The sequence below is a fragment of the Flavobacterium sp. NRK F10 genome (assembly GCF_024054235.1).
GTDB lineage: Bacteria > Bacteroidota > Bacteroidia > Flavobacteriales > Flavobacteriaceae > Flavobacterium > Flavobacterium sediminis.
Genome location: NZ_JAMXLC010000001.1, coordinates 3,102,130 through 3,116,921, shown reverse-complemented (window position 1 = coordinate 3,116,921; position 14,792 = coordinate 3,102,130). Strand labels below are relative to the sequence as shown.

Below are 14,792 nucleotides of genomic sequence, written 5' to 3'. Positions count from 1 at the left end.
TGCTAACTTTAGATGTTTTTTTCAAAATCAAGTTTGCTCTTATTTCCACTTTTTCAGGACGTTTTTTTGGATTATAAAATGCTGGATTATTCGTCATTACAATTAAGAGATGCTATTTCAAAATCATTTAGTTCAGATATTTCTTTTTCAAAATAGTATTTAGAAGCATTTCGTACACCTATTTGACCATTCAAAAAACCTATATTATTTAGAACATAATTTAAACGTTCTTTTGAAGTAGTATTTTTTTCAATTTTCTGTGCAAGTGATAATTTAATATTCATTATTTTAGGAAATGTTCTTTTTTCCATTTTAGGAATATATTTCAACCGAGCTATCCAAATGCTTATTGGTTGATGAGTCTGAATTTTTACAAAAGAATTAAATAAAAACTCCCAAACAGATCGATCTAAAGAATTACCAGAATCAACATTATAAAATTGGTGAAATTTGTTTGGTAGATTCTCAGAATCTTTTATTTCTGAAACAAATGCTTTAACTTCATTTTCTGTAAAATCTACTTTCCAAACATTCATTAAGTAAATATAACAAGATAACATTCCAATAGAAATCAAAATTGTTAGAATCAGAATTATCTTTTTTACATATTTCATGCTTAACTAAACAACATCACTCAATAACCACCTCTTTTTTAGGAATCAGAACAATGGTAAATGGATTGGTTAGTGCCATAGTTACCATATCCCCTTTTCCGGGTTTTATTTCTTTTGTTTTAATGTATAAAATATTCTTTTTCTCATACATTTTCTCAATTTCAATTCCATACCCACCGGAGTTTCTTTGCCCTAAATGCAGAACAAGAACATTGTTTTGTTCTAAATCCACATTCAATAAAGCCTCACTAATGGCATCCGAAATGTTTAATTTATCCACTTCATTGATCAGGTCATTATAATTATCAATGATTGCTACCGAAGCTTTTTCGTTTCCTCCGGTACTGTTCTTGATAATATATGTATAATCTGTACCTTCTGTAAATTGCTTGGTTGTATTACAGGAAACCAAAGTCATAAAAGCGATCAAAAATAAAATCTTCTTCATAGCAATTGATATTTTTTAAACAGAATACGTCTGGTTCAATGCCTCGTAGTAGATCTTTTCATACAAAGGCAATATATTTTTTATGTCAAACTTCTTGGCAGTTTCCAGTGCGTTGTGTTTGAACTGCTCTAAAACCGAGTCTTCTTTTAAAATCTTTATGGCATTTTTACTCATTTCCTCAATATTGCCTACATCGCTCAAATACCCAGAGAAGCCTTCTTCATTTACCTCCGGCAATCCTCCGGAATTACTCGAAATCACGGGAACTCCGCAAGACATTGCTTCTAAAGCCGCTAAACCGAAACTTTCTGTTTCAGATGGTAAAAGGAACAGATCGGAATAACCTAATATTTTTTCAATTTCGTGGCTGTTTCCAAAGAAAATAACCTTTTTATGAATTCCTAGATCCTCGCATAACATTTCGGCTTTCTCTTTCTCGGGTCCGTCTCCAACCATCATCAACTTTGCTGGAATCTCTTTCTGGATCTTATAAAAAATCCTTACAATATCTTCAATTCGTTTTACCTTTCTGAAGTTAGAGATATGCGTAATAATTCGCTCTTCTTTAGCCGCCAGAACCGAACGGTAGCAAGGTACAGAATCAATAATAGGCTCTTTATCCAACTCAATAAAATTCGGTACCACCTGAATGTCTTTTTTAATATCAAATAAACGATAAGTATCGTCTCGTAAGCTTTTGGAAACACTGGTTACAACATCCGATTGATTGATACTGAAAGTCACTGCAGGTTTATAGAAAGGATGCTTCCCTACCAGAGTGATATCAGTCCCGTGTAAGGTTGTGATCATCGGTATTTTAATTCCTTCTTCTGCCAGCATTTGCTTAGCCATATAACCCGCATAAGCATGAGGAATTGCATAGTGCACATGCAATAATTCTATATCGTACAATTTAATGGTATCGACTAATTTACTGGATAAGGCTAATTCGTAAGGCTGGTAATGAAATAAAGGATATTCGGGAACGTGAACTTCGTGATAGAACACATTTTGGTTTAACAAAGCCAAACGAACGGGCTGACTGTATGTTATAAAATGTATCTCGTGTCCTCTTTTGGCTAATTCTAAACCTAATTCAGTGGCTACAACTCCACTTCCGCCAAATGTAGGATAACAAACTATAGCAATTTTCATTCTTTTTAAATCAATTTTTCTTATAAAAGTAAACCAAATATCAATTTCCGGGTTTAAAAATACGTTAAATTATTTTTTAAATGCGGCCTCATACGTGGTAATCCATTGTTGTGCAGAGACTTTACGGACTAATTTTCCGATCAGTTCAAACGGAATGTCTTCAGCTTTCTTAAACCGCATACAGCTTTTTCCCATGTCTAACTTCTTAGCGGAAAATTTTGCATATTCCTTTAAAAACCAATCTGATAATTCCTTATCAGCATAAATTCCCATGTGATAAAAATTGATACTGTTCTTTTGCGAAGCAAAGCTCATAAACGGTAGCGGTAGTTTAGGGTTACAATGATACCCGTTAGGATATACTTCGTGAGGCACTACATAACCTACCATTCCATAAGAGATCTCTTCTTTGAAATTTTCGGGTAAATTATCCAGAATGACCTGACGTAACATTGCCAAAGTTTCCTTTCTGTCAGCCGGAGCCTTTTCTAAATATTCTTCAACAGATTGAGCAGGTATGTTCATTTTTTATTGCTCTATTGATTGGTAAATTACTTCTTGAATATTCTCTCTGATATTTTCTCTGGAAAGCGTATTTACTTTAGCTTCCGGATAGGTTCTGTTAGACAGGAATACATAAACGATCTCCTGTTCCGGATCGGCCCAAGCCATAGTTCCCGTAAATCCGGTATGCCCGAAACTGGTCATGGAAACACAGCCACAGGTAGGTCCGGATTGCCCTAATTGCGGTTTGTCGAATCCTACTCCTCTCCTGTTCTCATCTTTACAATAATAACAGGTATTGAATTTATTGAACGTAGCTTCGGTAAAGAATTGATGTCCCCCGTATTTTCCTTTTTGAAGATACATCTGCATCATTTTGGCTACATCCATACTATTTGCAAAAATACCGGCATGACCACCTATTCCTCCTTGCATTGCTGCGCCCATGTCGTGTACATAACCTTGTAATGTAGTATAGCGGTAATAGTTATCTTTTTCCGTCGGAACAATTTCACTTACATCAAATTTGTGTAAAGGGTTATAGGTCATTCTGTAAGCTCCTAAAATAGAATAAAAGTTATCTTTAGCCAACTTGTCTAATTTTTTTCCGGTTGTTCTTTCTAAATATTCTTTCATTAAGATAAATGAAAAGTCACTGTACTTATACTGCACTCTGGGTAATAATTCACTGTCTGCAATGATCTTAACGATGGAATCCTGATAATCTTTTCGTAAAAATAAATTTTCACTGACCTGAATAGAAAATTCTTTAGAATATGTTTTTCTGTAATATTTATCACTAGGTTGCCCCAAAGAATCTAAAGTGGCTTTATAAAAAGGGATCCACGCCTGAAATCGGGCTTGATGTGTTAGCATATCAACCAGTTTTACATTCGCTTTATTGGAATTTTTAAAGGATGGCAACATTGTACTCAACTTTGTGTCCAGTTTCAATTTTCCTTTGTCGAACTGAACCATCACATTAGGCAAAGTAGCTAAGATCTTAGTCAAAGAAGCCACATCATACAGATCTGTATTCTTTACAGGAACTAAATCTTCATAGGTATGATAACCATACGATTTTTGAAATATCACTTTCCCTTTTCGGGCTATCAATACTTGAATTCCCGGCGTCATTTCATGAGCTATGGCATAGGCAGCAATGGAATCTATTTTTTGTAAGGTTTTGGAATTCATTCCTACATTCTCAGGGCTTGCAAAGGACAAACGGTTCATTTCTGTGGTAGTTAAACCATCATTAGTATAAAAAATATCATTTATAGAAACCGGGATTTTTCCTTTACAGCCAATACCTCCGAAAATTGCTTCTGCTGCAACAGTTTGTCCGAAATAATTATTCTGGTACGCTAAAAGAACTGCTTCAATATTTTCAAAATTACTGATCTTTAATAAAGAATAAGGTTTCGTAAAAAAGGTCAGGATAACTTTATTTTGCTTTGCTATCTTACTGATCCACATTTGCTCTTTAAAGCTTAGATTATGATTTTTCCAGGCTCCGTCAGCTTTGTGGAACCCAATAATCACTTTAGTATAATTCTTTAGATCCACTAAAACAGAATCTAAGTTTGTTCCTTTAATTTCAGTTACTTCTGTATAGTCATTCAACTTTTTGAAAAAATCTGAAGCCTCGGCATCGCCTAGTTTAACATACGCTACTCTTTCTTTCTCCAGTTGTTTAACCGGTATTATCTTGTCTTTATTCTTTAATAAAGTCAGAGCATTTTCATACAACAAATAGTTTAAAGCATCGTTTTCGGGAGCATTCAGGTCATTATACAGATTTTCCAGTTCAATAGGTTTATATTTATTCAATCCGGCTTTGTATTTATAAGCCAGAATCTTTTTTACCGATTCGGCTAATCTTGCTTCAGTAAGACTTCCGTCGGCTTGTGCTTGTTTAAATTTTTCAATAGCCACCGGAACATTTTCAGCAAAAAGCAATACATCATTACCGGCCAAAAAAGCCTCCAAATCAATAGCTCCGGGTTCTTTGAAATTGCTGGCGCCTTTCATATTTAAGGCATCTGTAAATATTAATCCGTTGAATTTCAACTCTTTTTTAAGCAATTTAGTCACCACATCATACGAAATAGATGTGGGGTACCCTTCTCTCGGCTCTAAACTCGGCACATTCAAATGCGCCACCATAATGCTGGCTAATCCGTTTTTAATCAATTCTTTATAAGGATACAATTCTACATTATCCAATCTTTCTCTGTCAAAATTTACCAAAGGTAATGTTTGATGAGAATCAGTTTCGGTATCACCATGTCCTGGAAAATGTTTTGCCGTAGCAAAAACACCTTCGCTTTGCAAACCTAACATTAAAGCTTCAGCCGCATTGGTCACATTGACCTTATCTTCTCCGAAAGAACGATTGCCGATGATCGGGTTTTTAGGATTGGTATTTATATCGACAACCGGAGCAAAATTAAAATGGATTCCCATTCGTTTGGACTGCCGCCCCATTTGTTTTCCCATTTCCCGGATTAAATTATAATCCTGAATGGCTCCTAATGTCATGTTCCATGGATAACGGTATGTAGAATCCAAACGCATGCTTAATCCCCATTCGGCATCGATGCCGATGAACAAAGGAACTTTGGATTTTTGTTGGTAACGATTTGTTAATTGCGCCTGACGAATCGGACCGCCCTGAAAAAAGATCAGTCCTCCCACTTTATAGTTTTCGATTAAATCATCAATATCTTTGTAATGGCTTTCATTTTTATTGGAATAGGCCGCAACCATAAACAACTGCCCTACTTTTTCTTCAAAGGACATTGTATTGTAAATACTATCTACCCATTTCTTTTGCAGATCAGATGTGTTGGGTAACGAAATATTGGTTCTGGTTTGAGAATAAGATATATGTATTGAAACTACCAGTAAAAGTAGTGTTGAAAATTGTCGCATAAATAAAAATTTGATTCTTTTTAATGAGAACTAAATCTATGCCAAATTACTATTTATCTTTTTTAAAATAAAGTGTTTTACGTTTATTTTATAAAGAAAGTTGTTAACGACTACGGAAATTATCCCTTATTTGACTTTTAATCTACCAGGTCTATATGTCTGTCGTGGTACCCCAATAAGTACAATACACCGTCTAACCCGATACTTGATATGGAGCTTTGTGCATTGTCTTTTACTTTCGGTTTAGCATGAAAAGCAATTCCTAATCCGGCTAAATTTATCATTGGCAAATCATTAGCACCATCACCAACTGCTATGGTTTGGTTAATATCTATACCTTCTAATTGTGCTAATTCTTTCAGGTACTGGGCTTTTCTTTCCCCGTCAACTATTTCACCGATATAACCGCCTGTTAAAACTCCGTCTTTTATTTCCAGTTCATTTGCAAAAACATAATCTATTCCTAATTCCTTTTGCAAATAATGACCGAAATATGTAAATCCTCCTGAAAGTATTGCTGTTTTAAAGCCATTAGCCTTTAAAGTTCCAATCAACCTTCTGGCTCCTTTTGTTATAGGTAAATTAACGGCAACTTCTTTCAAAACTTCTTCACTTAAGCCTTTTAAGAGTTTCATACGCTGTTTAAAGCTTTCTTTAAAATCTATTTCGCCTTGCATGGCAGATTCTGTAATAGCTTTTACTTGTTTGCCCACACCTGCCAGTTCTGCCAGTTCATCAATTACCTCTGCCTGTATCAAAGTGGAATCCATATCGAAACAAACCAAACGTCTGTTCCTACGGAAAATATTATCTTCCTGAAAAGCGATATCTACATCCAGTTCTCTGGATATCTGCATGAATCTTTCTGTAAATTCGGCTTTGTTGTGAATTGCTCCGCGAATGGATAATTGTATGGATGCTCTGGGATATTCATCTTCTTTTATCAGAGAAGCTCTTCCTGTTAAACGCTTGATCGCATCAATATTCAGATTCTTTTCTGAAATAACTTTGGTTACTTCTGATATTTGTTCTGCTGTTAATTTTTCGCCTAAAAGCGTTATGATATAGCGATCTTTACCTTGTAGTTTTACCCAATTTTCATAATCTTCAAGTGAGATAGGCTTAAACTTAGCTTTGATACCAAGCTCATACGATTTAAACAACAAGTCTTTTAAAACTGCTGCTGACTTTTTTCCTGACTTAATCTGAAAAAGGATCCCTAAAGATAGTGTATTGTGAATATTAGCTTGCCCGATATCTAAAATCTTGGCGCCGTAAGAGGCTAAAACGGCTGTTAAAGAAGATGTCAGCCCCGGTTTATCCTGACCCGAAATATTTAACAAAAAGATCTCACTATCCATAGTACTTATGTCAGTTTATATAAAGAGAGAGTTTAAAAAAATAAAGTAATTTGCTCTTTTTCGATTATAGTTTTACTTAAAAAACCGGCTATGCCAACTTTCCCCGGCCGGCACTTCCCAAAAATCCTGCCACTCCTCAATAGTATTCACCAGATTATTAAATACTATAGTATTAGCAGATACTGCTTTTTCTTTTGCCATTTTTTTAAATTCAATCAAAGGCTTATGAGCAATATGTTCTCCTAATTTAAAAGTGACGTTCATTTTGTCTAAAAGGTCGATTTGATACTTTTGTTCCAAACTTTGAATAAAAGCGACTGAAGCATCTATAGAACAACCCGTTGCCGACTGTACTTCCTGATTAACAGCAATAATGATGAATCGGTTGTATTTGATCAGAAAAGAAGCTTCTAAGCCTTTTCCGTGAGCTGACCAGTTTTCGATAAATTCCTGAGTTGCCGAAGCTATTTCAGCTACTTCCTCATCGGTTAATTTTCTATTGGATTGATAGATCCAAATGCGGGAATGTTGCGGTAAAGATTCGAAAGGTACATACATGACTTATAAATCTTGGGCATTAGCAATTATTTCGGCTATATCTAAAACCTTTACTTCACTTTCTTTTTCGCTGAACTTCACACCGTCTGTCATCATCGTATTGCAATAAGGACATCCGGTAGCAATGATACTTGGCTTTGTTTCAAGTGCATCCTGAGTTCTAAGCACATTAATGTCCATATCTCCTTTTTCTGGTTCCTTAAACATTTGGCCTCCTCCTGCTCCGCAGCATAGAGCAGTACTTTTACTGCGCTTCATTTCTACGATCTCAGCATTGGTCTGAGACAGTACTTCTCTTGGCGCTTCGTATTCTTGGTTTGCTCTTCCCAAATAACACGGATCGTGGAACGTGATACGGCTTCCTTTATACGTTTCCTTGTTGAAATCTATGCGACCTTCCTTCAATAACTGCTGAAGGAACTGTGTGTGGTGAATTACTTCGTATTTACCGCCTAAGCTCGGATATTCGTTTTTTAAACAATTGAATGAATGAGGATCACAGGTTACGATCTTTTTTACTTCGTAAGCGTTGAGTAATTCAATATTCATCAAAGCTTGCATTTGAAATAAAAATTCATTTCCTGCTCTTTTCGCTACATCTCCGGTACAACTTTCCTCAGTTCCTAAAACAGCAAAATTCACATTTGCTTTATTCAATATTTTTACAAAAGCTCTGGTAATTTTCTTTGCTCTGTCATCGTAACTACCTGCAGAACCAACCCAAAATAAAATCTCAGGTTGTTTCCCTTCAGCCATCATTTCGGCCATTGTAGGCACAATTAAATTTTCTGACATACTTTTACTATTTTGAATCGATAGTTGCTATCTTAACTTATCTATTTGGTTATTCTTTACTTATTCATTTTTCCAGTTCAAACGATCCATTTGGCTATAAGGCCATGGTGCACCGTTATTCTCAATATTGGTCATCATATTATTTAATTCCATCGGAGCAGCACTTTGCTCCATAACTAAATAACGACGCATTTCAACAATGATCGACAATGGGCTAATATTTACAGGACATTCTTCTACACAGGCATTACATGTCGTACAAGCCCAAAGTTCTTCCGGTGTGATATAATCGTTTAACAAAGACTTTCCGTCATCTACAAATTTACCGCCATTAGCATCAATATTTTTCCCTACTTCTTCCAGCCTGTCTCTTGTATCCATCATAATTTTACGCGGAGATAATTTTTTACCGGTTAAATTAGCCGGACAAGAGGATGTACAACGTCCACATTCCGTACAGGTGTAAGCGTTAAGCAATTGCACCCAATTCAGATCCTGAACATCAGAAGCACCGAACTTGGCAGGAACGGCATCCGGATCAGCTGGAGCGGCAAACGGATCAGCATTCGGATCCATCATCATTTTTACTTCGTTTGTTACACTCTCCAGATTATCAAACTGTCCGTAAGGATTCAGGTTTGCAAAATACGTATTCGGGAATGCTAATAAGATATGTAAGTGTTTTGAATAGTATAAATAGTTCAGGAATACCAAAATACCACAGATATGCAACCACCAGGCAGCTCTTTCGATCATAAAAACAGCGCTATTATCCATTCCGTCAAAAATAGGAGCGATAATTTGGGAAACAGGAAAACTTCCTGCTTCATGGTAATGTCCGAAACCTCCGGCTACATGTTGCAAATGGAAATCAGCAGCATTCATCAATAAAAACAAGGACATCAATACTACTTCAAAATACAGGATATAATTAGCATCATTCTTAGGCCAACCTTTCATTTCCGGTTTCCAAAAACGCTGGATCTTAATTATATTCCTTCTGATCCAGAAAGTTACTACTGCTACGACAACCAGCAATGCTAAAATTTCAAAAGAACCGATCAGAAAATTATATACCCCTCCTAAAACGGAAAATACTCTGTGCGTTCCGAATAATCCGTCTATAATAATTTCTAAAACTTCAATATTGATGATCACAAAACCCACATATACTAAAATATGCAGAAAACCGGCTACCGGACGTTTCACCATCTTTGATTGGCCAAGAGCGATCATTGCCATATTCTTCCATCTGGCAGAACTATTATCAGTTCGGTCAATATCCTGACCTAATTTGATATTACGAATTAGCTTTTTGACATTTTTTACAAAAAAACCGATTCCCAAAAAGAGAATAATTGCAAAAAGAATGTTAGGTAAAAAACTCATAGGTGTTTACTTATTATTGATTTGTTCATTATTTTCGTTTACTTCCGGCGCTTCATAAGGTTTGTTCTTTTTTCCGAAAACAGACACATTGATATAGCGTGTAGGATGAAGTCTTAAGTCTTGTAGTAACAATTCCAGTTCTTTAGAAGTTTTGGTGAAATTAGTATACAAAGTTTCGTCTTTCATTAATTTTCCCATTGTACCTTTACCCTGCTCCATATCATTCATCAACTTATCTACGTTTGCTAAGGTTTTCTCTAAGTTCTTAACGGTTTCTCCTAAATGAGCTTTTGATAACGAATCAGATAACACGGCAAAATTTGCAGTTGTTTTATCTAAATTGCTTACTGTACTGTTTAATTTCATTTTATTCTCTGCCAACAATTGATTCAAGCTTTTAGAAGCCGAACTAAACTGAGTCATCGTTTTATTTAACTCAGCAATACTATTTTTCAGATTACTTTTAGTTTTATCGTCTAAAACTTCATTAAAGTTAGCAAAAAGTACATTAGCATTATCCAGTAATCTTTCGATTTTATCTTTTAGCGGTTCAATTTGTTTAGCTAAAGCATCTGTTAAACCCAGTTTAGAAGATGCTTTTAAATAATCCCCTGATTCGGCCAACTCCGGATCCTGATCATTTGCTACAATAATTATTTCTTTGCCTCCCAATGGTGAAGTACCTCTGAGTTCTGCAACACTTGATTTAGAAATCGGATAATTTGAAGTAATAGACATTTCAACTACTACTTTTCTGTTTTCAAGAAATTCATACGAATTAACTCTACCCACGGTTACTCCTTTTAAACGTATAGATGAAGAAGGCTCTAAGCCTTCTACCGAATCATACACTACATATAATTTTTTACTGGTGTCAAATAAGTTTTTACCTTTTAAAAAGTTATACCCCCAAATAAACAATAAAATGGCAGAAATGACTAAAATAGCCGTTTTAATTTCTCTTGATAGTTTCATCCAATTTGATTTTCATATTTCTGAAAGAAGAAACAATTCTAATTTCAGGTATTCAGGACTGCTCATTTCTATATAAAAGCCGACCGAGACGAGCTCTAATTGCAAAGCTCTTCATTTTTTAACAAAAATAAAACTTTATTTTATTTAATAGCATCCGACATATTAATTTTTACTCCGTCTTTATAAGCTACTATAAAAGCGGTGCTATAGCCTTTTGCTTTCGCCTCTTTTAAACGATCCTGAGCCTCATCGTAACTATCTTCGCTGCCGTAAAAGTATTTATATAAAGATCCGCTTTGCTCTCTCGAAATATTTTTCAGCCCTTTAAAATTAGACGATCTCGTTTCTAATTTTCTTCCGCTGGCTGCTATTTGTACTTTAAACGTAATTCCTTTCTTTGATACAGTTGTTGTTTTTACAGTGTCATTCGCTTCTTGTACCGTATTGCTCTTTTCAGAAGAAGACGAATCAAAATATTCTTTTTTATATTCCAGTACTGCATCAACAATTGCCTGAGCCATTTCTTCTTTTCCTTTAGTCGAATTCAGATAAGACCCTTCAGTTTTATTTGACAAAAAACCTAATTCGATTAATACACTCGGCATATAAGAAGCATCCAGTACCCACAACGGCGATTGTTTAACTCCCCGGCTGTTTCTTTTTAACTTCTTAGTAAACTTTGTTTCGATTATTGATGCTAAAGCAATACTTTGATCTAAATATTCTTCCTGAAGTATTTTTAATCCGATCAAGGTTTCCGGTTTATTAGGATCAAATCCGTTATATTTTTCTTTATAGTCCTTCTCTAATAAGATTACAGAGTTTTCCTGTTTAGCCACTTCTAAATTGGTTGAACTCCTATTCAGTCCCATTACGAAAGTCTCCGTTCCGAAAGGTGCCAGATTTTTAACTGAATTACAGTGAATAGAAACAAATAAGTCAGCATTATTTTCATTGGCTAACTTGGGTCTGTCCTTGAGCTCAATGAAAACATCCGTCTTACGGGTATATAGGATTTCAATATCCGGATATTTATCCAAATACTTTCCTACGAGTAAGGTTGTGGCTAATGCTATATTTTTTTCTACATAGCCATGATAAGAGTTTCCGGGATCTTTTCCGCCGTGCCCGGCATCTAAAACAATTTTAAATTTATTTTTGTATTGTGCGTTTGTAAATTGAAACATGCTGGTTACCAACATTAAAATCAACACTTTTACTCCAATATTTCGTTTCATACGCCCTAAGGTTTTTTCTAGCTTCGTTATAATTTTATTAAAAGCTTATTTTTGCAAAAAAATATATGTAAGTTTGACACGGCAAAAAGCAAGCCAATTTTTTACAAAAATACTATTTATAGGATTGCATAACAAGTTATTTAATATCGTTTTATTAGCATATTTTCTAACAATGGGAAACCAGGCTCTTTTTTCGCAAGAAATCAAAGCAGCTGATTCCATTCATGTTTCCGAAGATTTTTTTGCTAATGTAAAAGATACGGTCGAGACCGTTCAGGATAGTATAAAAAAAGATAGTGTAAAACCTAAGAAACCTACTTTAGAGGGTATTGTAAAACGTGTCGCTAAAGATTACGAAAAATTCGATCAGAAGAACAAACAACTTACCTTATATAATGAAGCTGAATTATACTACACCGATATTGAATTAAAATCCGGTATCATTGTTTTGGATTATAATAAAAGTGAAGTATATGCCGGAAGAATAAAAGACAGTGCCGGAAATTATTCGCAGTATCCTGTATTTAAACAAGGGAACAATGTCATAGAACCCGATTCTATTCGCTTTAATTTCAAGACAAAGAAAGCCTTGGTTTGGAATTCACGTACCAAACAAGGAGAAATGAACATAAAGGCAGAAATCTCTAAGCGTGAAAACGATTCTGTTTATTTCATGAGAAATGCCAGAGTTACCACTTCAAAGAACATAGACGATCCGGAATATTATTTTTTGATCCGAAAAGTAAAATTTGTACCGAAAAAGAAAGTAGTTGCCGGTTTAACCAATATGGTCATTGCTGATGTGCCTACCCCTATCGGGTTACCTTTTGCTTATTTCCCGATGACTGATGAAAGTACTTCCGGGTTTATCCTTCCTACTCCGGGACAATCTAACCAACAAGGATATTTCCTTCAGAACGGCGGGTATTATTTTGCGTTAAGTGATTATTATGATCTAGCCGTATTAGGTGATTATTATACGAACGGTAGTTATGGACTACGTTTTGAAAGTAGTTATGCCAAGCGTTATAAATTTAACGGAAGAATGAATTTCAGATTTGAGAACAACATTCAGAGTGAAAGAGGACTTCCTGATTATGCCGTTTCCAAACAATATAACATTCAATGGAGTCATAGTCAAGACTCTAAAGCTGCTGCAAATTCGAGATTCTCAGCTTCTGTGAACTTAGGAAGTAGTCAATATTACAGGCAGTCCGTAAACATGGTCAATGTCGGTTCCAGTCTGAACAACAACTTGAGTTCCTCTATTTCTTATTCCAAGACATTTCAGACCGTTCCTCAGGTCAACCTATCTCTTACAGCTACTCACAATCAAAATACAAACACCGAACAAATCAATATGACATTACCGACACTTCAATTAAGTGTTGACAGAGTTTATCCTTTTGCTCCGAAAGACGGAACTAAAAAAGGTTTCATAAAAAATATCAATTTACAATATAATCTAAGAGGCGAAAACAGGATTACTACTTACGATTCGTTGTTTTTTAAACCTCAGATGTTCAGAGATGCTAAAACAGGGTTCCAACATACTATTCCTATAAGTACAAACTTTAAAGTTTTCAGGTATTTTAGTGTCTCTACAACAGCTAATTACAATGAAGTTTGGACATTAAACACGATCAAAAAGAGTTTCAGCCCGACAGAAAATGCTGTTGTTACTGAAGATATCAAAGGTTTTGAAGCGTATAGAACCTACAATTTCAGCGCCGGAATAGGAACTTCTATCTATGGTACGTTTACTTTTGGTGAAGATAAGAAGATCCAGGCTATACGACATGTTATGCGTCCTAATGTTTCATGGGGCTATACCCCTAGTTTTGAAAAATACTATGACACCTATGCTATTGATGCTACAGGCAATAACTATTTGGAATATACCAAATTTGAAAACAGCATCTTCGGTGCTCCAGGCAGAACTTATGCTAATAGCTTAGGTTTTTCCTTGAACAATACTTTTGAAGCAAAAGTAAGAGATGATGAAAGCAAAACCGGCGAGCCTAAAAAAGTTATGCTTTTAAATAACTTAAATTTCTCTACCAGTTACAATTTAGCTGCAGATTCTTTAGCTTGGTCACCTTTACGAGTTTCAGGGGGAACACAATTCTTCAAACAAAAAATGAATGTTAATTTTGCAACGACTTTAGATCCTTATGCTATTGATAATTCAGGAACCAGAATCAATACTTTTAACATCGATAACGGCGGAAGTCTGTTTAGAATGACAAGCGCTAATATGACATTGAACTATTCCTTCTCCAGTAAAGATTTAGAAGGCGGTGATAAAAAAAGTGATGATACTAAGAACAATCAAACAGCCTTAAACGGAGGAAGAACAGATGATTTGTTCGGAACAGGATCTGATTTAAGTGATAACAGGCAGAGTCTATTCAATAAAGATGAGGAAGAAGAAGGAAGCAGCGGTGATTATGAATGGTACAACACAAAACTTCCTTGGGATCTGAGGGTTGCTTACTCTGTTACTTATAGCAACAACAACCGTCAAAACGAAATATCTTCCAACTCCTTAATGGCTTCCGGTAATGTTGAACTGGCCCCCAGATGGAAAGTAGGTTTTTCATCCGGTTATGACTTTAAGCAAAAAGGTGTTACTTTTACCCAACTAAGGTTTGAACGCGATCTTGAAAGCTGGAGAATGAGCTTTAACTGGGTTCCTTTCGGCACTAATACTTATTGGGGCTTCTTTATCGGGATCAGTTCTTCAATGTTAAGCGACATCAAATGGGAAAAACGTCAGCTACCGGATAGAGTTTTTAGATAATAATTTACTTCAAAA

General features: G+C 35.3%; 12 protein-coding genes. 1 reads left to right on the top strand and 11 read right to left on the bottom strand.

The window, feature by feature from the left end; all coding sequences use genetic code 11:
- Positions 1-86: 86 nt before the first annotated feature.
- From NHF50_RS14195 to NHF50_RS14145, 11 genes are all read right to left on the bottom strand, one after another.
- A complete protein-coding gene (locus NHF50_RS14195; protein WP_252777065.1) occupies positions 87-614 on the bottom strand; it encodes a transglycosylase domain-containing protein in 528 nt (175 codons plus the stop codon).
- Positions 615-630: 16 nt separating this feature from the next.
- Positions 631-1,062, bottom strand: coding sequence for a protease complex subunit PrcB family protein (locus NHF50_RS14190; protein ID WP_252777064.1), 432 nt, complete (start codon positions 1,060-1,062; stop codon positions 631-633).
- 15 nt (positions 1,063-1,077) lie between these two features.
- The gene (gene bshA / locus NHF50_RS14185; RefSeq protein WP_252777063.1) at positions 1,078-2,217 is read right to left on the bottom strand and encodes an N-acetyl-alpha-D-glucosaminyl L-malate synthase BshA; all 1,140 of its coding nucleotides are present in this window, start codon (positions 2,215-2,217) and stop codon (positions 1,078-1,080) included.
- A 69-nt stretch (positions 2,218-2,286) separates the two neighbouring features.
- A complete protein-coding gene (locus tag NHF50_RS14180; RefSeq protein ID WP_252777062.1) occupies positions 2,287-2,742 on the bottom strand; it encodes a DUF1801 domain-containing protein in 456 nt (151 codons plus the stop codon).
- A 3-nt stretch (positions 2,743-2,745) separates the two neighbouring features.
- On the bottom strand, positions 2,746-5,658 hold the full coding sequence (locus NHF50_RS14175; RefSeq protein WP_252777061.1) for a glycoside hydrolase family 3 N-terminal domain-containing protein: 2,913 nt from the start codon (positions 5,656-5,658) through the stop codon (positions 2,746-2,748).
- Positions 5,659-5,795: 137 nt separating this feature from the next.
- Positions 5,796-7,019: a phosphoserine phosphatase SerB gene (serB, locus tag NHF50_RS14170; protein WP_109570269.1), complete on the bottom strand. Its 1,224-nt coding sequence runs from the start codon at positions 7,017-7,019 to the stop codon at positions 5,796-5,798.
- Positions 7,020-7,091: 72 nt separating this feature from the next.
- Positions 7,092-7,577, bottom strand: coding sequence for an ABC transporter ATPase (locus tag NHF50_RS14165; protein WP_252777060.1), 486 nt, complete (start codon positions 7,575-7,577; stop codon positions 7,092-7,094).
- 3 nt (positions 7,578-7,580) lie between these two features.
- Positions 7,581-8,372 carry a (Fe-S)-binding protein gene (locus tag NHF50_RS14160; RefSeq protein WP_252777058.1) on the bottom strand — a complete coding sequence of 264 codons (792 nt, stop codon included), beginning with the start codon at positions 8,370-8,372 and terminating at the stop codon, positions 7,581-7,583.
- 60 nt (positions 8,373-8,432) lie between these two features.
- On the bottom strand, positions 8,433-9,761 hold the full coding sequence (locus NHF50_RS14155) for a (Fe-S)-binding protein (RefSeq protein ID WP_109570266.1): 1,329 nt from the start codon (positions 9,759-9,761) through the stop codon (positions 8,433-8,435).
- Positions 9,762-9,767: 6 nt separating this feature from the next.
- Positions 9,768-10,736, bottom strand: a complete 969-nt coding sequence (locus NHF50_RS14150) for an MlaD family protein (RefSeq protein WP_109570265.1) — start codon at positions 10,734-10,736, stop codon at positions 9,768-9,770.
- Positions 10,737-10,876: 140 nt separating this feature from the next.
- Positions 10,877-11,974, bottom strand: a complete 1,098-nt coding sequence (locus NHF50_RS14145; protein ID WP_109570264.1) for an N-acetylmuramoyl-L-alanine amidase — start codon at positions 11,972-11,974, stop codon at positions 10,877-10,879.
- Positions 11,975-12,146: 172 nt separating this feature from the next.
- Between NHF50_RS14145 and NHF50_RS14140 the strand changes: the two genes are divergently transcribed.
- On the top strand, positions 12,147-14,777 hold the full coding sequence (locus tag NHF50_RS14140; RefSeq protein ID WP_245896432.1) for a putative LPS assembly protein LptD: 2,631 nt from the start codon (positions 12,147-12,149) through the stop codon (positions 14,775-14,777).
- The last annotated feature ends 15 nt before the right edge of the window (positions 14,778-14,792 follow it).

What these genes read in the sequence shown, in the direction of transcription:
- NHF50_RS14195 (WP_252777065.1), bottom strand. Translation starts at nt 614, where the DNA reads ATGAAATATGTAAAAAAGATAATTCTGATTCTAACAATTTTGATTTCT.
- NHF50_RS14140 (WP_245896432.1), top strand. Translation starts at nt 12,147, where the DNA reads ATGGGAAACCAGGCTCTTTTTTCGCAAGAAATCAAAGCAGCTGATTCC.
- NHF50_RS14155 (WP_109570266.1), bottom strand. Translation starts at nt 9,761, where the DNA reads ATGAGTTTTTTACCTAACATTCTTTTTGCAATTATTCTCTTTTTGGGA.
- bshA (WP_252777063.1), bottom strand. Translation starts at nt 2,217, where the DNA reads ATGAAAATTGCTATAGTTTGTTATCCTACATTTGGCGGAAGTGGAGTT.
- NHF50_RS14180 (WP_252777062.1), bottom strand. Translation starts at nt 2,742, where the DNA reads ATGAACATACCTGCTCAATCTGTTGAAGAATATTTAGAAAAGGCTCCG.
- NHF50_RS14190 (WP_252777064.1), bottom strand. Translation starts at nt 1,062, where the DNA reads ATGAAGAAGATTTTATTTTTGATCGCTTTTATGACTTTGGTTTCCTGT.
- NHF50_RS14150 (WP_109570265.1), bottom strand. Translation starts at nt 10,736, where the DNA reads ATGAAACTATCAAGAGAAATTAAAACGGCTATTTTAGTCATTTCTGCC.
- serB (WP_109570269.1), bottom strand. Translation starts at nt 7,019, where the DNA reads ATGGATAGTGAGATCTTTTTGTTAAATATTTCGGGTCAGGATAAACCG.
- NHF50_RS14145 (WP_109570264.1), bottom strand. Translation starts at nt 11,974, where the DNA reads ATGAAACGAAATATTGGAGTAAAAGTGTTGATTTTAATGTTGGTAACC.
- NHF50_RS14160 (WP_252777058.1), bottom strand. Translation starts at nt 8,372, where the DNA reads ATGTCAGAAAATTTAATTGTGCCTACAATGGCCGAAATGATGGCTGAA.
- NHF50_RS14175 (WP_252777061.1), bottom strand. Translation starts at nt 5,658, where the DNA reads ATGCGACAATTTTCAACACTACTTTTACTGGTAGTTTCAATACATATA.
- NHF50_RS14165 (WP_252777060.1), bottom strand. Translation starts at nt 7,577, where the DNA reads ATGTATGTACCTTTCGAATCTTTACCGCAACATTCCCGCATTTGGATC.